This is a genomic window from Streptococcus sp. OH4692_COT-348 (assembly GCF_003859975.1).
Classification (GTDB): Bacteria; Bacillota; Bacilli; order Lactobacillales; family Streptococcaceae; genus Streptococcus.
In genome coordinates, this window is sequence record NZ_RQZB01000007.1 from 65378 (window position 1) to 86363 (window position 20986).

General features: G+C 40.9%; 17 protein-coding genes. All 17 read left to right on the forward strand.

The annotated features are described in order from the left end of the window. Nucleotides 1-137: 137 nt before the first annotated feature. Nucleotides 138-3128, forward strand: coding sequence for a type I restriction endonuclease subunit R (locus tag EII37_RS05645; RefSeq protein ID WP_124787883.1), 2991 nt, complete (start codon nt 138-140; stop codon nt 3126-3128). 26 nt (nt 3129-3154) lie between these two features. After that, complete coding sequence (locus tag EII37_RS05650) at nt 3155-5221, forward strand: hypothetical protein (protein WP_124787884.1); 2067 nt, start codon at nt 3155-3157, stop codon at nt 5219-5221. Then, nucleotides 5202-5486: a hypothetical protein gene (locus tag EII37_RS05655; RefSeq protein WP_124787885.1), complete on the forward strand. Its 285-nt coding sequence runs from the start codon at nt 5202-5204 to the stop codon at nt 5484-5486. The genes EII37_RS05650 and EII37_RS05655 overlap by 20 nt, the downstream gene beginning before the upstream one ends. Before the next feature lie 2 nt (nt 5487-5488). Continuing rightward, nucleotides 5489-6718 carry a restriction endonuclease subunit S gene (locus EII37_RS11095; protein WP_185695959.1) on the forward strand — a complete coding sequence of 410 codons (1230 nt, stop codon included), beginning with the start codon at nt 5489-5491 and terminating at the stop codon, nt 6716-6718. Between the two features lie 52 nt (nt 6719-6770). Further along, nucleotides 6771-8372: a type I restriction-modification system subunit M gene (locus EII37_RS05665; RefSeq protein WP_124787886.1), complete on the forward strand. Its 1602-nt coding sequence runs from the start codon at nt 6771-6773 to the stop codon at nt 8370-8372. 130 nt (nt 8373-8502) lie between these two features. Beyond that, the gene (locus EII37_RS05670; RefSeq protein ID WP_124787887.1) at nt 8503-8841 is read left to right on the forward strand and encodes a type II toxin-antitoxin system RelE/ParE family toxin; all 339 of its coding nucleotides are present in this window, start codon (nt 8503-8505) and stop codon (nt 8839-8841) included. Further along, nucleotides 8834-9919 (forward strand): HigA family addiction module antitoxin, encoded by a 1086-nt coding sequence (locus EII37_RS05675; protein ID WP_124787888.1) that lies wholly within the window; start codon nt 8834-8836, stop codon nt 9917-9919. Before EII37_RS05670 ends, EII37_RS05675 begins: the two co-directional genes overlap by 8 nt. Before the next feature lie 130 nt (nt 9920-10049). After that, complete coding sequence (locus EII37_RS05680) at nt 10050-10454, forward strand: YbgA family protein (RefSeq protein ID WP_124787889.1); 405 nt, start codon at nt 10050-10052, stop codon at nt 10452-10454. Then, nucleotides 10438-10800 carry a TIGR02328 family protein gene (locus EII37_RS05685; protein ID WP_124787890.1) on the forward strand — a complete coding sequence of 121 codons (363 nt, stop codon included), beginning with the start codon at nt 10438-10440 and terminating at the stop codon, nt 10798-10800. The genes EII37_RS05680 and EII37_RS05685 overlap by 17 nt, the downstream gene beginning before the upstream one ends. 244 nt (nt 10801-11044) lie before the next feature. After that, the gene (gene metE / locus EII37_RS05690) at nt 11045-13294 is read left to right on the forward strand and encodes a 5-methyltetrahydropteroyltriglutamate--homocysteine S-methyltransferase (protein WP_124787891.1); all 2250 of its coding nucleotides are present in this window, start codon (nt 11045-11047) and stop codon (nt 13292-13294) included. Between the two features lie 103 nt (nt 13295-13397). Further along, nucleotides 13398-14264 carry a methylenetetrahydrofolate reductase [NAD(P)H] gene (metF, locus tag EII37_RS05695; protein ID WP_124787892.1) on the forward strand — a complete coding sequence of 289 codons (867 nt, stop codon included), beginning with the start codon at nt 13398-13400 and terminating at the stop codon, nt 14262-14264. 415 nt (nt 14265-14679) lie between these two features. After that, nucleotides 14680-16893 carry a polyribonucleotide nucleotidyltransferase gene (pnp, locus tag EII37_RS05700; protein WP_124787893.1) on the forward strand — a complete coding sequence of 738 codons (2214 nt, stop codon included), beginning with the start codon at nt 14680-14682 and terminating at the stop codon, nt 16891-16893. 15 nt (nt 16894-16908) lie between these two features. Beyond that, the gene (gene cysE / locus EII37_RS05705; protein WP_124787894.1) at nt 16909-17526 is read left to right on the forward strand and encodes a serine O-acetyltransferase; all 618 of its coding nucleotides are present in this window, start codon (nt 16909-16911) and stop codon (nt 17524-17526) included. Nucleotides 17527-17537: 11 nt separating this feature from the next. After that, complete coding sequence (locus EII37_RS05710; protein ID WP_124787895.1) at nt 17538-18422, forward strand: GNAT family N-acetyltransferase; 885 nt, start codon at nt 17538-17540, stop codon at nt 18420-18422. Nucleotides 18423-18723: 301 nt separating this feature from the next. After that, nucleotides 18724-19245 (forward strand): dihydrofolate reductase family protein, encoded by a 522-nt coding sequence (locus tag EII37_RS05715; RefSeq protein WP_124787896.1) that lies wholly within the window; start codon nt 18724-18726, stop codon nt 19243-19245. A 17-nt stretch (nt 19246-19262) separates the two neighbouring features. Continuing rightward, complete coding sequence (gene cysS / locus EII37_RS05720) at nt 19263-20606, forward strand: cysteine--tRNA ligase (protein WP_124787897.1); 1344 nt, start codon at nt 19263-19265, stop codon at nt 20604-20606. Beyond that, nucleotides 20599-20985 (forward strand): Mini-ribonuclease 3, encoded by a 387-nt coding sequence (locus EII37_RS05725; protein ID WP_124787898.1) that lies wholly within the window; start codon nt 20599-20601, stop codon nt 20983-20985. The genes cysS and EII37_RS05725 overlap by 8 nt, the downstream gene beginning before the upstream one ends. Nucleotide 20986 lies beyond the last annotated feature (1 nt).

A 20986-nucleotide genomic window follows, 5' to 3' on the forward strand; every position in this document is an offset into this window, starting at 1 on the left:
ATAGATAGTATAATTCTACTATACCATATTTTGGAGGAGAAAGGGGGAATGGATTGCTTTTGCAAGGGGAAGAGTGATGGATTTTGAAGATAAACATGCTATAATAAAGGGAGCAGACATGTAGTAAAGGAGAGAGTATGATACAGGTAAAACCAGAACTGGAGATAGAAAAGCAACTGATCAACCAACTGGTGACTGGGGAAAGTCAATGGACTTACAGAGATGACCTCAAAACAGAAGAGCAATTATGGGAAAACTTCTTTGAAAAGCTAGCCCAGAACAATGTGGCTCTATTGGCAGATCATCCCCTGACAGAACAGGAAAAACGCCAGATAAAGAATCAACTGAACTTTGTTAGCTACTATGATGCGGCCAAGTGGTTGGTCGGCGAAAATGGCATTGCCAAGGTTGAGGTTCAGAGAGAAGATGCTAGTTTGGGGACTATCCGTTTATCTGTCATTTGGCGAGATAATATCGCAGCTGGCAAGTCTAGTTATGAGGTTGTCAACCAAGTCGAGAGAGATAAGATAAATCCTCAGGATCAAGACCGCAGGCTAGATGTGACTCTCTTGATCAATGGCCTTCCCATGATTCAAATCGAACTTAAAAGTCCCAGAGTTGCTTTTTTAGATGCCTTTCATCAAATTAAAAAGTATGACCGCGAAGGCAAGTTCCGTGGCATCTACTCTAGCTTACAGATGTTTGTTGTGACCAATAAAGTAGACACACGCTATATCGCTGCGGCTAGGGAAAATAAACTCAACAAGCAATTTCTAACCAAGTGGGTGGATAAGGATAATCAACCCATAACGAGCTTGACCAGCTTTGCTCACGAAGTCCTTTCCATCCCTCGTGCCCACCAGATGGTTATGCAGTATTCTGTCCTTGATGATAGCAAGAAGGCTCTTATCCTCCTGCGTCCCTACCAGATTCATGCTATTGAGGCTGTTCAGGAAGCTTCTCGTCGTCAGGAGTTTGGCTATGTCTGGCACACGACAGGTTCAGGGAAGACCCTGACTTCTTATAAGGTGGCGAGAAATCTCCTTCAAATCCCATCCATCCAAAAGACGATTTTTGTCGTTGACCGCAGGGACTTGGACCAACAGACCACTTCATCCTTTCTCTCCTATGCGATCAATGATGTCATTGATATTGATGAGACGGACAATACTCATGATTTGGTCAAGCGACTAGGAGGCAATGATAAGCGTGTGGTGGTGACCACTATCCAGAAAATTACCACCATGATGCGTAAGTTTGACCAAGGACTTTACCAACGAGATGCGGACAAAATCAAGGGACTCCGAGTGGCCTTTGTGGTGGATGAATGCCACCGTGCCGTGACGCCACAAACACAAAAAGACATTAAGGGCTTTTTCCCACAGTCTCTCTGGTATGGTTTTACAGGCACACCTATCTTTAAGGAAAATAAACGCCAGCAAGTCGGCGATCTAGCTCAAACCACCCAGCAACAGTACGGAGACCGTCTCCATGAGTATACAGTTAAGGAAGCCATTCATGATGGAGCTGTTTTAGGCTTTAAGGTAGATTATCGCAATACCCTCATCACGGATAAATCTGAAAATGATCTACCAGATACTGTCTACGAGGATGAGGAGCATATGCTGGAAGTCTTGGATGCCATTATCAATAAATCCCGTCAACAGCTAGGCTTCCAAAAGGGAGTGGGTAAGACCTATAATGCTATCTTGACCGTCAAGTCTATCCCTCAAGCCCAAGCCTACTATGACCTACTCAAACGAGTCAAGGCTGGGGAGATGAGGGTTAAGGTATCGGAAAGGGTCAAGCAGGTCCTTCCTGACTTTCCAAAGGCGACCATCACCTACTCGGTCACAGAAAATGAAGAAGACTCTAGAGCCAACCAAGACCACATGAAGAAAGTCATAGAGGACTATAACCAAGAGTTTGATACCCACTTTACCATGTCGGATCTTCGTGGCTTTAATACGGATGTCAATAACCGCCTAGCTCGAAAGCAGGACAAATACCTCTATCGCAATGAACAGTTGGACTTAGTCATCGTAGTCAATCGTCTCCTAACGGGATTTGATGCTCCTTGTCTATCGACTCTCTTTATCGACAGAAAGCCCATGCAACCGCAGGACTTGATCCAGGCTTTTAGTCGAACCAACCGTATTTTTGATTCTAGTAAGACCTACGGTCATATCATCACCTTCCAAAAGCCTCTAGCCTTTAAGGAAGCAGTAGATAATGCCCTCAAGCTCTACTCAAATGGTGGTGAAAACGAGGTCCTAGCCCCAAGCTGGGAAGAGGAAAAGAGGAACTTTTTACGGAGTTGCAGTGATTTCCAAAATCTCATCACCGATGATCCTGAGGAAGGACTCCAAATCGAGCAAATCTCTACACCTGAGTTGAGGAAACTAGCTAAAACCTATCAAGCCTTTGATAAATACCTAGCCTCTATCCGAGTGTATAAAGAGTATGATGAGGAAGAACTTTACAGTCAGACAGGACTTGATGGAGAAAAGTTGGAAAGGTATCTGGGACTTTATCGAAATGTCCTTGCAGAATTAAAAAGCCGAGTAGAGGATGATGACGATGGAGAGCCACTTGATATCCACTATGAACTGGAGTCTATCCAAGTGGACGAAATCAACTATGCCTATATCCTAACCTTGATTCAAAGCCTGATTGAACAAGGTCAAAATCAAGAAAAGAACCTAAGCGTCCAAGATAAGGAAACCGTGGATAATTATATTCAGAGTCTTGAGAAGACCAATCCTAATCTTGCCCAGATCATCACTGAACTGTGGAGAGAGGTCCAAGAACATCCAGAAAGCTATCGTGGTCAGTCTATCGCAAATATCTTGGATCAGATGATTGAGGCGGTCATCCAGCAACACATCCAAGTCTTTAGCAAACGCTGGTATGTCGGTGAGGATGAACTCCGTTACTATGTCGAACACTACCGTAAGGGAGCGAAAAAACAACTAGGAGAAAGCCAGCTGACCAAGAGTCAACGTTATCAGGACTATAAACTAGAGGTGGCGGATGCCCTCAATCCTCTCCTCTATAAAAAACAAATAAAGGAAGCCTATACCCAACTAGTGGAGGAAGTCATTGAGCCGTTGAGGGTTGGGAGGTAAGAGATAAATAAAGGGAGATTAATTATATGGTTAAAAAAATTGATTTTCATATTCACACAGTACCATCCATTAAAGATTCTGAGTTTACTTATTCTTCAGAATGGTTAATAAAGTATGTGAATGAAGCAAATTTAGATGCTGTTGCAATCACTAATCATGATTTATTTGATAAAGATAATTATGTTCGGGTTAAGGGAGAATTGTTGAAAGCTCGAAACGGAGAGCCAGTTGTTGTATTTCCAGGAATGGAATTAGCTTTGGAAAAATTTCATGTTAACATTGTTTTTCCTGAAAGTATGGTTGATGAGTTAACAGATTTTTCTAGTTGGTTACAAGAGAAACATGTGAATCAAAATTCAAGCATAACAATTGATGAATTGTTTACAAATTTGAAAAATTGGAATCAGGGAATATATATATTTGAGTTGGGTAAAAGTAAAGGAATAGACGAAATACCGACTGAGCTACATGGAGTTACTGCAGTAGGTGGAGTTCGGAATCAATTTCAGTTTCAAATTATTAAGAATCAAGAAGATAGTTTAACTCCTGTTTTATTTAGTGATGCACATGCTACTGAAATTGATAGTGATCCTGATAGGAACGATATAGATAAGCTAAAGAGTAAGAGTACATATATTCAGATTGATAATTGTAGTTTTTTAGAAATTAAAAATTGTATTACTGATAAGAGTAAAGTAAGTCTAACAAGAGACAACTTACAGGATGTGGTTGAAATTGATGGGCATAACTTATCAACTGGTTTGAATCTGGTTGTTGGTAAAAGAGGAACAGGGAAGACTCATTTTCTTGAGCAGATAAAAAAACAGTTCGATAAGGAAGAAATTTATGAAATAGCACAGTTTGAAACAGCTAAGGCTGATAGTTATATTGAAAAGCAAAGAAAGGAACAGGGAAATAAAGCCTTCGAAAACTGGAAAGAAAAATATAACAGGCATTTTCTTTCTATAAGTAACTATCTGGATAGTATTGAGGAAAATTATGATGAAAAAATTGAACGATATATAGAAAGTGTGAAAGAATATGCAAGCGATCTTGATAGAAAAGGGAAGTCACAACAGTTTAACCTTTTTAAAGAAGCACCTTTTGAACTCCAAACTACTGAGTACATTGAAGATGGCTTGAATTCTTTATTAAAGCTAATTAAGAATGAACGAATATGGAGCCTTTTTGAAAATTCACAATCTAAACGAAGTTTTTTTATTGATACTTATAATGAACTGCGAGAAAAATTAATTGAAAAAAATAAAGCAAAATCTATTAGAGAAAACGTGAATTTGATTTTAAGAGACTCAAAAGAATTTTTAACTAGTCAAACTGGCATAAGAAATGTTCAAGATGTTGAAATAAGCAAGGTAATCAAGAAAAAACAAATTGAGAAAAGTATATCTTCTTTTTTAGAAAAAGTTATTACGACTACCGAGCTAAAAAGAGAAAAGATTCATGGTTATCAAATTATTGTAAATCTGCTCCCATTTCAAAATGCTAGCCAATTTAGAGCAGACTTTGCTACACAAGAGAGTGTTCAAGAAGATTTGATAAAGCCTTATTTGTCTAAAAACTATATTACTTTTTTAAAAAATCTTAAAAATAAAAAATTTTATAATAGTGCTAACCTTGCGGAATATTTTATGCATAAGGAAGTTAAGCTTCTTGACTCAGACGGAACCCCAGCTTCTGGAGGTCAAGCAGTAGGATTTGCATTAATGTTGAGATTGAACGAAGCAAGACAGAAAAATGTAATTTTGATAGATGAACCTGAGTCGTCATTAGACAATGCTTATATTCAAACAGAATTAAACAGTGCTTTAAAAGAGCTAGCTAAACATAGAATGGTTTTTGTTGTAACACATAATTCTACTCTAGGTACACTTTTAGAACCAGATTATTTAGTGGTAACAACTAAAAATGAACAAAATGAATACACTGTTTTAACTGGTGAATTTAGTTCGAATAAAATAAGTGATTCAAAACTCAATTCCGAAAGTAGTTTTGAAAAGTTCGTCGAAGCTATGGAAGCTGGAATAGATACATATCATAAAAAAGGAGAAATATATGGAAATCTTAACCATTGATGGCAAAAGCTGTTTCTTTAATATCGGAGAAAAGATGATTAGCCCACAAGAATTAAGTAAAGATGATTTGGTAGAAATTTTTAACTCGATTTATGAATCTGAAGCCGAAATAGAATTTCCTGACGAAGAGATGATTGCAAATATCAAGAATCCTATCGAGCAAGAGATTGTTGACCAGATTGTTAGGAAAATTAAAGAATTTAGTGAAAATATTGAGAATATCCGCCAGGAAATTAATTCTCAATTTCCAAAAATTGAGGATTAAAAATGAATACTCAAAATAAAAAACCAAACATTAGGTTTAATCAGTTTAAAGAGCTTTGGAAGGTTGTTAAGCTTGATTCTATTTCTCAAAAAGTAAAGTCTAAAAATATTAATAATTCATTCGAGAATGTATTAACAAACTCAGCAGAATTTGGGATTGTACCACAGCGTGATTTTTTTGATAAGGATATAGCTAATTTAAAGAGCCTAAGTGGCTATTATGTAGTTCAACCTAATGATTTTGTATATAACCCACGAATATCAAATAAAGCTCCAGTAGGACCTATAAAAGCAAATTTTTTGAATATTACAGGAGTAATATCTCCTTTGTATTATGTTTTTAGAACTCAAAATATTGATGTCTTCTTCTTAGCAAAATATTTTGATTCTTCATATTGGCATAAATTTATGAAGTTGAATGGGGATACTGGAGCAAGATCAGATCGGTTTGCAATTAAAGATTCAGTTTTCAAAGAAATGCCAATCCCTTTTCCAAGTCTTGCTGAACAATCTGCAATCAGTACCTTTTTTCGCAATCTCGATGATCTCCTGTCTAGCTACAAGGACAATCTCGCTAATTACCAATCCCTCAAGGCGACCATGCTTTCCAAGATGTTTCCCAAACCTGGACAGTCTTTTCCTGAGATTCGTATAGATGAATTTGAAGGTGAGTGGGAAAAATATCACTTAGGTGATATTTTTGAACAAATATCAAATTATATTGAACCTTCTGTGGAAAACGAGTTATGGAGTTTAACAGTTGAGAAGGGATTAACACCTAAAACAGAACGTTATAAAAGAGATTTTTTGGTAAAAAAGAATGATAAATTTAAAAAGGTTGATTTGAATGAGTTTGTTTATAATCCAATGAATCTTACATTAGGTGCCTTAGATCTAAACAATAATGACGTTACTATTTCGATTTCTGGCTATTATGTTGTGATGAAAAATATAGATGTAGAAAAATTTAATAATGATTTTTTAAAAATTTTATTGAAAACTACGTATGCAATCTATCAATATAAACAGTTTGCTACAGGAACTTTAATTGAAAAACAACGTGTACAGTTTCCAACTTTTTCGGAAATTCCATTTTATTTACCAACAATTGCTGAACAACAAGCCATCGGCGCCTATTTCTCAAACCTTGATAACCTCATCAACTCTTACCAAGAAAAAATTTCTCAGCTAGAAACATTCAAAAAGAAACTCTTGCAGGATATGTTTATCTAGATGATTAGTGATAACTTTTAACAATTATATTTAAAACTTAGAAAGAAACATTATGGAAACAACACAAACTTCCCAGTCGCTCTACCAAGCCCTGTGGAACTCAGCGGATGTTCTCCGCTCTAAGATGGATGCCAATGACTATAAGTCCTATCTTTTGGGCATGGTCTTTTATAAGTACCTGTCAGATAAGATGCTCTTTTTCGTGGCGGAAACCATGGAGGAGGGGAGTGAGAGTCTAGAGGCTGCCCTTGAGGTCTATCGTAACTACTATGAGGATGCGGACACTCACGAAGATCTTCTTGCAGTGATGAAGGACGAACTTAACTATAGTATCAAGCCTGAGTTGACCTTTACGGCTCTTGTAGCACGTGTCAATGAGGGGACTTTCCAGCTGGAAGATTTGGCTCAGGGTTTTCGTGATATCGAGCAGAGTGATGAACTCTATGAAAACCTCTTTGAAGATATTGACCTCTATTCCAAAAAGTTAGGGGCAACTCCGCAAAAGCAAAACCAAACGGTGGCAGCAGTCATGAAGGAGTTGGCTGTGCTAGATGTGGCTGGTCATGCTGGCGATATGTTGGGGGATGCTTATGAGTATCTGATTGGTCAGTTTGCGACTGACTCGGGCAAGAAGGCTGGTGAGTTCTATACACCTCAGCCTGTTGCCAAACTTATGACTCAGATTGCCTTTTTGGGTCGTGAGGACCAGCTAGGCTTTACCATCTATGATGCGACCATGGGTTCTGGTTCCCTCTTGCTCAATGCCAAGAAATACTCTCATAAACCGCAGACGGTTGTCTACTTTGGTCAGGAACTCAATACCTCAACCTATAACCTAGCTCGGATGAACATGATTCTACACGGTGTTCCTGTTGAGAATCAATTTCTCCACAATGCCGATACACTGGATGAAGACTGGCCGACACAAGAGCCAACCAACTTTGACGGTGTTCTCATGAACCCACCCTACTCTGCTAAGTGGTCAGCAAGCTCTGGCTTTATGGCGGATCCACGTTTCTCTCCTTTTGGGAAACTGGCGCCCCAGTCCAAGGCTGACTTTGCCTTCCTCTTGCATGGTTACTACCACCTCAAGCAAGATAATGGGGTTATGGCTATCGTCCTTCCTCACGGTGTTCTTTTCCGTGGAAATGCGGAAGGGACCATTCGTAAGGCCTTGTTAGAAGAAGGGGCCATTGACACGGTTATCGGTCTACCAGCTAATATCTTCTTTAATACCAGCATTCCGACTACGGTTATCATTCTCAAAAAGAACCGTACCAATCGTGATGTCTACTTTATCGATGCTTCTAAGGAGTTTGATAAAGGGAAAAATCAAAATATCATGACGGATGCTCATATCGAGAAGATTCTGGAAGCCTATAAGTTACGTGAGGAGATTGATAAGTTTGCCCATCTGGCAAGTTATGAAGAAATCGTTGAAAATGACTACAACCTCAATATCCCTCGCTATGTAGATACTTTTGAGGAAGAAGAAGTCGAACCACTGACAGATATCGTCAGCAAGATTAACACGACAAATGAAGCAATCCAAAACCAAACCGCTTCCCTACTTGAAATGCTCGGTCAACTACACGGAACCACACCAGAAGCCGATGCTGAGCTTAAAGAGTTTTTGAAAGAGTTTAAAGGGTGATGGGGAAATAGTTAGATACATCTATCAGATTTGAAATCCCATCCAAATTAACTTTTGGCTGGTTTTTGTTTTCTAAAGATGATATAATTAAATTACCTAAAAGGTAATTTAATTATATAGAAAGGGACATATGAAGCTTATCTATACAAACAAAACTGTTAAAAAGCAGTGCACAGAGCTGAGGCAGGCGAAAAAGGATTTTTCGGAAAAGGTTGCGGTAAAGTTGCATCAGTTGATCAACTTTTTGGAAGCGGCGGATTCTTTGGCTAGTGTGACGGCTTTTCCTAAGTATCACTTTCACCAACTTAAGGGAAAGAGACAAGGACAGTTTGCTTTGGATATAGATGGTCGAAGGAGTTCCTATCGGTTGATTGTAGAATTTCGTGAGGAGGATTTAGAAAAGGTGTTTCCAAGTCCCGTTGAAATCGAAATCCTAAAAATAGAGGAGGTCAGCAATCACTATGAGTAATAAAATTGTTGAATACAAGAACCTGATTGCTTTTCATCCAGGTCAGTATGTTGAAGAATTAATTGAAGATTATAACGTAACGCAGAAGGAATTTGCGGAGCGTTTGGGAGTTTCAGCAAAGACTGTCAGCAAGCTCGTCAATGCTGAGGAGTCCATCAGTAAAGAAACGGCTCATAAGTTAGCCAAGCTAAGCGGAGTTTCCATGCAAACCTGGCTCAATCTTCAAAATGCTTACGATGTAAAAGTGGCAGAGATTGTAGAACAAAGAGAGCTAGAAGAAGGTGGCGAAAAAGACATCTGTGAGATGATTGATTTCAAGTATTTTAAGGAAGAAGGCTACGTTCCAGACAAACGCTATACTTTGAAGGAAAAGATTATCGAGCTTCGCAAGATTCTAGGTGTGGCAAGTTTAGAAAACCTTACATCTTTTAACCATCTAGTCAGCTATCGGAATACGCGTGAGTTTACAACTAAAAGTATAGTAAACTCTAATATCATGCTGGAGTTGGCATCTAAAAAAGCGCGTGATAAAACGACAACTAAGTTAAATCGCAGAAAGCTAGAGAGAAGTCTGCCTGCGTTGAGAAAGTTGACCAGACAAGATCCAGAAGTTTTTCCTCAACGATTGTATGATATCTTGCTAGATTGTGGTGTGGTCCTAGTAGGTTTACCTGCTTTGCCAAATGCCAATCTAAATGGAGCGACTAAAAAATTTAGCAATGGTAGTGCCTTGCTTTTACTTACGGATCGAAACAAAGCGTCAGATATTTTTTGGTTCTCACTCTTCCATGAGATTGGGCACATTTTGGAAAATGATTTTTCATCTGATGAAGGAAACAGTGAGTCCTATCTTCGTTCTGAGGAACAGGCAGACCAGTTTGCAAAAGATTTCTTGATTAGACCAGAAGATTATCAAGCTTTTGTAGAAAAAGGAAACTTTGATAAGACAGATATCCTTCGATTTTCTGAGGAGATAGATATTCATCCTAGTGTCGTTTTGGGCAGATTACAAAATGAGGGTATTCTAGGTTTTGACCGTTTCCGAGAACTAAAAGAAAATTATTACTTTGTTTCCTAAGTGTCAGGAAATTTTTAGAAGAAGAAAAAAGATTCATACATTCAGTCATGTGAAGTCATTGATTCGCTCATTTTTAAGATATAACTTTGTTTCCATATTTCCTGGAAACTGATCAAAAGCAAGGAGAAAGATGGAACAAACTAATCAAAAATCTCAATGCCAGCAACTCTGGGCGAGAAACAAATACCTCGTTTTGAGCCATTCCAGCAATATTTACAATGAGATTCGCCAATACTTGAAGAATGAAGAGGTGGAGGTAAGTCATGTTCAAAAACTGATCGATCGTGCCAGTCAAATTCCTGAGCATAGAGGTCAGGTTTGCAATGCCTTTCAGCATATTTGGGGCTATTTTAAAAAGAAAGCGACAGATGCTGAGCGTGAGGACTATATGATCTTGCTGGATCGCTACCGCTATGGTCAGGTTTACAAGGAAGATGTGATTGCTAAGACGAGAGAGTTGCTTGAACGCTATCCCAATACCTACTTGCAACATTCGACTTTACTGAAAGGAGACTCCCATGAGACTTTGGCATGAGGCTTTGATTTCACAACTTCCTCGTCCTCAACTCTTGGGACAGCATAGAGAGTGTTGTGCCTTGCGTGGCAATGGCTGGGGCAGAAAGCATGCGACGGTGGACTATGTCTTTACCCACTCGCCCTATCGACTCTATGCCTATCATCTCTTGATCATGGAGGAGATGGTTAAACGAGGTTTTAAGGTCAGTCCAGAGTGGCTGGACAAGAACTATCGTGGCAAGACTTGTCCTTCTTATGAGGATTTACCTGAGGAGACTTTGACGAGCCCTATTTACAAGGAGCATGATGCTGCCTACTTTGAGGAGTGCCTGGACAATCTCCGAGAGAAGGGGATCAACCTATAGTCTTTTCTAATAACAAGCCATAGTCACTTATAAGAATTACTAATAACACGTTTGAAGAGCCTAACTGAAATATTGTTAAAAAACAAGCTACACAAAGGATTTGAGGCATTTTTCTCAGGTCTTTTTCTTTTGTTTAAAACGGAGATATAGTTTCAAACTATATCAAAGCCTAATTTTTTACAATTATACAGATGATTTCTTTTCTGTTAAGATAGTTTCAACAACAAATTTTGGAGGACACATCATGTCAACTACAATCATCGGTTTCCCTCGTTTGGGCGAATTCCGCGAATTAAAATTTACAACTGAAAAATACTTTAGAAAAGAAATCTCAGAAGAAGAACTCTTGGCAGCCGCAAAAGACTTGCGTGCTAAACACTGGAACATTGTCAAAGAAAAAGGTATTACTGAAATTCCATCAAATGACTTTTCTCACTATGATAACTTCCTAGACGCAGCATTCCTCTTCAACGTGGTACCTGCTTCAGTTCAAAACTTGGACTTGTCTGACCTTGAGCGCTACTTCGCTTTGGGTCGTGGTTACCAAGGAGAAAAAGGGGATGTTCGCGCCCTTCCAATGAAGAAATGGTTCAACACCAACTACCACTACATCGTTCCTAAATTTGAAAAAGACACTCAAGTTAAACTTGCAGGTCACAAGATTTTCGATGAGTTCCAAGAAGCAAAAGAACTTGGATTGAACACTCGCCCTGTTCTTGTAGGTCCATTCACTTTCCTTCAATTGTCAGACTTTGAAGAAGGCGTGAAAGCAGAAGACTTCGTAGACAGCTTAGTTGCTGCTTACCAAGAAGTTTTTGCTAAATTGGCTGAACTTGGTGCATCTCGTATCCAACTCGACGAAGCTGCTCTTGTAAAAGATTTGACAGCTGAAGAAAAAGCTCTCTTCTTGAACCTCTATAACAAACTTTTGGCTGATAAAAAAGGTCTTGAAGTCTTGCTTCAAACTTACTTCGGAGACGTTCGTGACGTCTACGCTGACCTTGTGAAATTGCCAGTAGATGCGATTGGTCTTGACTTCGTTGAAGGTAAGAAAACTCTTGAACTCGTTAAAGGTGGCTTCCCAGCTGACAAGACACTTTATGCAGGTATTGTCAATGGTAAAAACATCTGGCGCAACAACTACGAAAAGAGCTTGGCTGTTCTTGAGCAAATTCCAGCTGAAAACATTGTGTTGACTAGCTCATGCTCACTTCTTCATGTTCCATTTACAACTGCTAATGAAGAATTTGAACCAGCAATCTTGAACCACTTTGCTTTTGCGGTTGAAAAATTGGATGAGATTCGTGACTTGGATGCTATCCGCAACGGTCAAGGTGAAGAAGCTCTTGCTGCTAATAAAGAACTCTTTGCGACTGAACGTGTTGGTGAAAATGCGGAACTTCGTGCGCGTATCGCTGGCTTGACAGACGCTGACTACACTCGTTTGCCAGCCTTTGCAGAACGTGAAGCTATCCAAGAAGAAGCTTTCAAACTTCCAGCTCTTCCAACAACAACTATCGGTTCATTCCCTCAAACTAAGGAAGTTCGTGCGAAACGTTTGGCTTACCGTAAGGGTGAATTGTCTCAAGAAGAGTACGATGCTTTCCTTGCTGAAACAATTGATGAATGGATCAAATGGCAAGAAGATATCGACTTTGATGTCCTTGTTCACGGTGAATTTGAGCGTAATGACATGGTTGAGTACTTCGGTCAAAACTTGTCAGGTTACCTCTTCTCTAAAAATGGTTGGGTACAATCTTACGGTATGCGTGGGGTGAAACCACCAATCATCTGGGGTGATGTCACTCGTCTCAACCCTATCACTGTTAAATGGTCTAGCTATGCACAAAGCCGTACAAACAAACCTGTTAAAGGTATGTTGACTGGACCTGTTACAATTCTTAACTGGTCATTCCCACGTGAAGACATCTCTATCAAGGATTCAACTCTTCAAATCGCCCTTGCTATCAAGGATGAAGTGCTTGACCTTGAAGCTGCTGGTGTGAAAATCATCCAAATCGACGAGGCTGCTCTGCGTGAGAAATTGCCACTCCGTCGTAGCGACTGGTATGAAGACTACCTTGACTGGGCTATTCCTGCCTTCCGTTTGGTACACTCAACAGTAGCGCCAGATACACAAATCCACACTCACATGTGTTACTCAGAATTTACAGATATCATCCCAGCTATCGACAACATGGATGCAGATGTTATTTCCTTTGAAGCTAGCCGTTCAAACCTTGAAATTTTGGACGAACTCAAAGCGAAAAACTTCCAAACAGAAGTAGGACCTGGGGTTTACGATATCCACTCACCTCGTGTGCCAAATGAAGGTGAAATCGACAATACAATCGAAGCCATCCTTGCTAAAGTGCCAAGCAAGAAAGTTTGGATCAACCCTGACTGTGGTTTGAAAACACGTGGTATTCCAGAAACAAAAGAAAGCTTGATTCGCCTTGTTGAAGCAGCTAAAGCTGCGCGTGAGAAATTGTAAGATAAGGATTTCTCAAGAAGCGCTGTTTGGTCAATCTGCCTGTTTCACTTGGATTCTAGGAATCCAGCTAACGAAAAAAATCAACTAGAAAAGGATAATGACTATGTCACGCCAAACACCGTCACTCTCATTTGAAGTGTTCCCTCCCAACCCAGCCGTGGGTAATGATAACATTATTTCTGCTCTTCAAGATATGCAGGAGTTGGCTCCCCACTTTATCAGTGTAACTGCCAGCAATAATAAATTTAATATCAAGGAAACGACGGTCCGTTTGGCCGACTTTATCCAAAATGACTTGGCGATTCCGACTATTGCTCACTTGCCAGCCATCTATTTGAACAAGGACAAGGTTGCTGAAACGATTGCTGATTTGGACAAGGTTGGAGTGCAGAAAATCTTGGCTCTTCGTGGGGATATTATTCCAGATGTGGAACCACAAAAGGATTTTCGCTACGCAACTGACTTGATTGAGTTCATCAAGGAGCAAGCTCCTCACTTTGATATTGTTGGTGCTTGTTATCCAGAAGGACACCCAGATTCACCAAATCAGATTTCAGATATTCAAAATCTTAAGAAGAAAGTGGATGCAGGTTGTTCGAGCCTCGTCACTCAGCTTTTCTTTGACAATGAGCGCTTCTATGATTTCCAAGACAAGTGCATCTTGGCTGGGATTGATGTTCCTATTCATGCAGGGATTATGCCAATTCTGAATCGAAATCAGGCTCTCCGCCTCTTGAAGACTTGTGAGAATATCCATCTTCCACGCAAATTTAAAGCTATCTTAGACAAGTATGAGCATGATCCTGAGTCGCTCAGAGCAGCAGGACTTGCCTATGCAGTGGACCAAATCGTGGACTTGGTAACTCAGGATGTTGCAGGTGTGCATCTCTACACTATGAACAATGCGGATACAGCAAAACACATTCACCAAGCGACCCATGCCTTGTTTAATCATCAGTCTCTAGGATAATAAAAAGCAAACCATTCTTCTCAGCTGAGGGGAATGGTTCCTTTTTAATGGTAAAGACCGCACTTTTTAAGAAAAATATGATAAAATAGACTCTGTACGTACTTGATACAAAGATGAGGGTATTTAGGTTGTAGAAGTTTGTTTAAAGTTGATTATTTTTTAAACAAAATCTGATAATGTGTGTTTCAAAAAACACGAACAGAGTGAGTATTTAAAAGATATTTCACGCTATCAAAGATTCTTAATTGAATTTTGACCTCATTTCTCTAGGAAAAAAGATAAGCTTCCTAGCACTCATCGAGTGCGGCGTCATCTTCCTATTTTTCTACAGAAATGTTCGGCAAGCCGAACCGTCCAAAATATCTTGATCTTTGTAGGCAAGGCGTATAATTTCATCAATCCAAAGGGGATTAAAATGACAAAACAAGTGTTTCAAACGACTTTTGCGGGTCGTGAGTTAATTGTAGAGACTGGTCAGGTTGCCAAGCAAGCAAATGGCTCTGTTGTCGTGCGTTACGGTGAGTCAACTGTCTTGACTGCAGCCGTTATGTCTAAGAAAATGGCAACTGGGGATTTCTTCCCTCTTCAAGTCAACTACGAAGAAAAAATGTATGCAGCTGGGAAGTTTCCTGGTGGCTTTATGAAGCGTGAAGGACGTCCTTCAACGGATGCGACTTTGACAGCACGTTTGATTGATCGTCCAATCCGTCCCATGTTTGCGGAAGGTTTCCGTAATGAAGTCCAAGTCATCAACACCGTGCTTTCTTATGATGAAAATGCTTCTGCACCAATGGCAGCTATGTTTGGTTCATCCTTGGCACTTTCCATTTCAGATATTCCATTTGACGGTCCAATCGCTGGTGTCCAAGTGGGTTATGTGGATGGTCAAATCATCATCAACCCTACGCAAGAACAGGCAGAGCAATCTCTCCTTGAATTGACAGTAGCAGGAACTAAACACGCCATCAACATGGTAGAATCTGGTGCTAAAGAATTGTCAGAAGAAATCATGTTGGAAGCCCTTCTCAAAGGACATGAAGCAGTCAAAGAATTGATTGCTTTCCAAGAAGAAATCGTTGCAGCAGTCGGTAAAGCAAAAGCAGAAGTGGAATTGCTTCATGTGGACGCTGACTTGCAAGCTGAAATTATCGCAGCCTACAACAGTGACCTCCAAAAAGCGGTCCAAGTAGAAGAAAAATTGGCTCGTGAAGCTGCAACTCAAGCAGTTAAGGACCAAGTAACAGCTGTTTACGAAGAAAAATATGCAGACCACGAAGAATTTGACCGTATCATGCGTGATGTGGCTGAAATCTTGGAACAAATGGAACACGCAGAAGTGCGACGTTTAATTACAGAAGATAAGGTTCGTCCTGATGGTCGTAAGGTCGATGAAATCCGTCCTTTGGATGCGGTTGTTGACTTCCTTCCTCGTGTGCACGGTTCTGGTCTCTTCACTCGTGGACAAACTCAAGCTCTTTCAGTCTTGACCTTGGCTCCGATGGGGGAAACTCAAATCATCGATGGTTTGGATCCAGAGTACAAGAAACGTTTTATGCACCACTATAACTTCCCACAATACTCTGTAGGGGAAACTGGTCGTTATGGTGCACCAGGTCGTCGTGAAATCGGTCACGGGGCCCTTGGTGAGCGTGCTCTTGCTCAAGTCTTGCCAAGTTTGGAAGAATTCCCATATGCTATCCGCTTGGTAGCTGAGGTCTTGGAATCAAATGGTTCTTCATCTCAAGCTTCTATCTGTGCGGGAACTCTTGCCCTTATGGCTGGTGGTGTGCCAATCAAGGCGCCAGTAGCTGGTATTGCCATGGGTCTCATCTCAGATGGAAATAACTACACAGTCTTGACAGATATCCAAGGTTTGGAAGACCACTTTGGAGACATGGACTTCAAGGTTGCAGGAACTCGTGACGGGATTACAGCCCTACAAATGGATATCAAAATTCAAGGGATTACTGCAGAAATCTTGACAGAAGCACTTGCCCAAGCCAAGAAAGCCCGTTTTGAAATCCTTGATGTGATTGAAGCAACCATTCCAGAAGTTCGTCCAGAATTGGCTCCAACTGCTCCAAAAATTGATACCATCAAGATTGATGTGGACAAGATTAAGATTGTCATCGGTAAGGGTGGAGAAACCATCGACAAGATTATCGCTGAAACAGGCGTTAAGATTGATATCGATGAAGAAGGAAATGTATCTATCTACTCTAGCGACCAAGCTGCCATTAACCGTGCGAAGGAAATCATTGCTGGTTTGGTTCGTGAAGCTAAGGTGGACGAAGTTTACCGTGCTAAAGTCGTTCGTATCGAGAAATTTGGTGCCTTTGTTAACCTCTTTGATAAGACAGATGCCCTTGTTCATATCTCTGAGATGGCTTGGACTCGTACCAATAATGTCGAAGACTTGGTAGCAATCGGGGATGAAGTTGATGTTAAGGTTATTAAGATTGATGAAAAAGGACGTGTGGATGCTTCTATGAAAGCTCTTCTTCCTCGTCCTCCAAAACCTGAACGTGATGAAAAAGGCGAAAAGTCTGAGAGACCTCACCGCCCACGTCATCACAAGGACCACAAACCTAAGAAAGAATTTACAGAAACACCAAAAGATTCAGAATAAGAAAAGGAGAAATGTATGGGATGGTGGCGCGAAACCATTGATATCGTAAAAGAAAATGATCCAGCGGCCCGCACCACTTTGGAGGTTTTGCTGACTTATCCAGGTGTCAAGGCCTTGGCGGCCCACCGTCTCTCGCATTTTCTCTGGAAGCATGGCTTCAAACTACTGGCTCGTATGCACAGTCAGTTCTGGCGCTTTTGGACTCAGATTGAGATTCATCCAGGAGCTCAGATTGATTCAGGTGTCTTTATTGACCACGGTTCTGGCTTAGTGATTGGAGAGACAGCGATTGTTGAAAAAGGCGTTCTTCTCTATCACGGAGTGACTCTTGGGGGAACAGGGAAAGACTGTGGAAAACGCCATCCTACTGTTCGAAAGGGAGCCTTGATATCAGCTCATGCCCAAGTCATTGGACCCGTTGAAATCGGTGAAAATGCCAAAGTCGGTGCAGCAGCAGTAGTTGTTGCAGATGTTCCAAGTGATGTGACAGTGGTCGGAATTCCTGCTAAGATCGTCCGAGTTCATGGTGAGAAAGACGAGCCAACCATTCACGAGGTAGAGGAGAAACGGAAATACTATCTAGACAAGCTAGAGCATGCCCGTGAAGCCAGTCACAGATCGTCTGGTTTGTAGAGGATAGCTATATGATTCAAGCAAGAAACAAGTTAAGCCAAGAGGAGTTATCTGAGGCGAAAAAACTAATTAACTGTTGCCAAAACTATGACGGTACCTATCGTGATCTCTATCTCTCTAACATGCTTAATTTTGATCCAAACATGCCCGCCTTTTTCCTTTATTATGAAAAAGGCGAACTTGTTGGTTTATTAACTGTCTATGCAGATGACCAAGATGTAGAAGTGACGATACTGGTTCATCCAGGTCATCGCCATCAGGGGATTGCGCGTGCATTGTTTACTAGTTTTGAGAAAGAAACGGCTTCTTTCCCTATTCGTTCAGTTATTTTTCAGACAGAGCGTGTTTTTCTAGACCGTTATCCTGATTTTGTCAGCAACTGGGGATTGGTCGAGGACGAGGATACAGAAACCTGGTTAGGTAAGGATAGAAGACCTTATCCGTTAGAAAAGCTTTCCAATCTTGAAGTTTTGTTAGCAGATAGTTCGTATCAAAATCAAATTAGTCAGTTAAAATTTCAGGCATTTTCAGAGGAACATGAGTCTAGAGAGATTGTGGATAGATATGTCGCTGAAGCTCTGAAGGATCCAGAAAGTCGCTTATATATTTTGTTAAAAAACGATCAGGTTATTGGAACTTGCACGGTTGATTTATCGAGCGATACGAATTATTTCTACGGTTTAGCAATATCGGAACCTGAACGTGGAAAAGGCTATGGAAGCTATTTAGCAAAATCCCTTGTCAACCAACTAATTGAGCAAAATGATAAGGAATTTCAGATTGCCGTGGAAGATAGCAATGTAGGTGCCAAACGCTTGTATGAAAAAATTGGTTTTGTCAAACAGACTCAGGTGGTTTATCTGAATGATAAAGGAGCAAGGGATTCCGAAGTGTAGAGACATTCGGACTGACATTCAATTGAACTCTTAGTGATGAAACTAACTGTTCTCGGATTTTAGTTTTCTTGACTATTATTTTATGATTAAAATCTATTACACCTTGAGACGGAAGTAGACAAGAGAGGCGCTTGAATGTTTAAGAATGAACCTTTCTGCTGCAGATTGGAATTGCTGTTGTCTGGCTTATTTTTCTTGTCCAGAAAGGATTTTGCTGAATACTTTCATTAGCTTAGGTATAATCTTTTGGGTCTATCCCGCTAAGTGAAGGCGAAGCAGAACTAGAAAGGAAACTACAAGAATGGCAGTATATTTTTATGGCTGTATCACCATGGATGGCTACTTGGCAGACAGCCAGCACAGGATAGACTGGCTGCATCAGCTTGGTTCTGTAGAGGATACAGGCTATGATGACTTTTACAGGCAAATGGATATCACCATCATGGGCAAGCGGACCTTTGAGGAAATCCAAGATTTGCAAGATGTAGAAAGTTTTTATCAAGCTACGGAAAACTATGTCTTTACGCATGATAGAAACCTGCCTGTCAGCAATTACCAGCCAGTAGCTGGGGATGTGGTGGACTTTGTTCACCAGATTGACAAAGGCAAAAATGTCTTTGTGATTGGTGGTAATTCCTTAGTAGGACCGCTCTTGGATGCGGATCTTTTCGACCACCTCATTATTCAGATAGCGCCCCTTATCCTAGGAAAGGGGGTTCCCCTCTTTACCCAAGAGGAAGGGCAGCGCTTTTATCAACTGGATAGACTCAGACAATTTGGTCCTTTTGCAGAGCTGGTTTTCAGCCGAAAAAGTCAGAAATAGAGAAGGGAGTGGACCGCATGATTAAAATTTACGATACCATGTCTCGTGATTTGCGAGAGTTTGTCCCGATTGAGGACAGCAAAGTCAAGATGTATGTTTGTGGGCCAACCGTGTATAACTATATCCACGTGGGGAATGCTCGTTCGACGGTGGCTTTTGATACCATTCGTCGCTATTTTGAGTATCGTGGGTACGAGGTTGCCTATATTTCCAATTTTACGGATGTGGATGATAAGATTATCAACCGTGCCAAGGAAGAAGGCATCACGCCTCAGGAGGTTGCGGACAAGTACATCGCTGCCTTTCGTGAGGATGTGACGGCCTTGGGCGTCAAACCTGCGACTCGCCATCCTCGTGTGGTGGAGTTTATGGCTGACATCATCCGCTTTGTGGAAGACTTGATTGAAAAAGGTTTTGCTTATGAGAGCCAAGGAGATGTCTATTTCCGTGTGGAAAAATCTCATAACTATGCCAAGTTGGCCAATAAAACCTTGGAAGACTTGGAGCTAGGTGCTTCAGGTCGTACCGATGAAGAAACGGCACGTAAGGAAAATCCTGTAGACTTTGCCCTCTGGAAAGCTGCCAAGCCAGGCGAGATTTCTTGGGATAGTCCTTGGGGACCTGGTCGTCCAGGCTGGCATATTGAGTGTTCGGTCATGTCAACAGAGATTTTGGGCGATACCATTGATATCCACGGTGGCGGAGCCGATCTCGAGTTTCCTCATCATACCAATGAAATTGCCCAGTCAGAAGCCAAAACAGGCAAGACCTTTGCTAACTACTGGATGCACAATGGCTTTGTCAATATCGATAATGTCAAGATGTCCAAGTCCTTGGGTAACTTTATCACAGTGCACGATGCCCTTAAAACCCTAGATGGGCAAGTGCTTCGTTTCTTCTTTGCGACTCAACACTATCGCAAGCCAATCAACTTTACGGAAAAGGCAGTGCGGGATGCGGAGACCAATCTCAAGTATCTGAAGAATACTTACGAGCAACCATTTACTGGAACTGTAGATGCTCAAGAGTTACAAGACTTTAAAGATAGGTTTGTAGCTGCTATGGATGAGGATTTCAACGCTGCTAATGGTATCACAGTTGTCTTTGAAATGGCCAAGTGGATTAACTCTGGCAATTATGATGCAAGTGTTAAGGAAGCTCTTGCGGCTATGTTAGAAGTCTTTGGAATTGTCTTTGTTGAGGAAGTTTTGGATGCAGAGATTGAAGACTTGATTCAAAAACGCCAAGAAGCGCGTGCCAATCGTGACTTTGCGACAGCGGACCAGATCCGTGACCAATTGGCTGCTCAGGGAATTAAGCTTCTTGACACCAAAGATGGAGTGAGGTGGACACGTGATTGATGTCAATCTCATTAACGGGATTGCGTTAGCTTTTGAGGGAGATGCGGTGTATTCTATGTATATTCGCCGCCACCTCATCCTCAAAGGCATGACCAAGCCCAATAAACTCCACCAAGAAGCGACCAAGTATGTGTCAGCCAAGGCTCAGGCACACTTGATTTCCCTTATGTTAGAAGAAGAAGTTCTAACGGATAAAGAAGAAGAAATCTATAAACGTGGTCGCAATACCAATAGTCACACAAAGGCTAAAAATGCTGATGTAGTGACTTACCGTATGTCCACAGGTTTTGAAGCAGTCATGGGCTATCTCCATATGACTGAAAATCTGGAACGTCTTGAGAGCTTGATTTCGTGGTGCATCCAAAAAGTGGAGGGCTAGG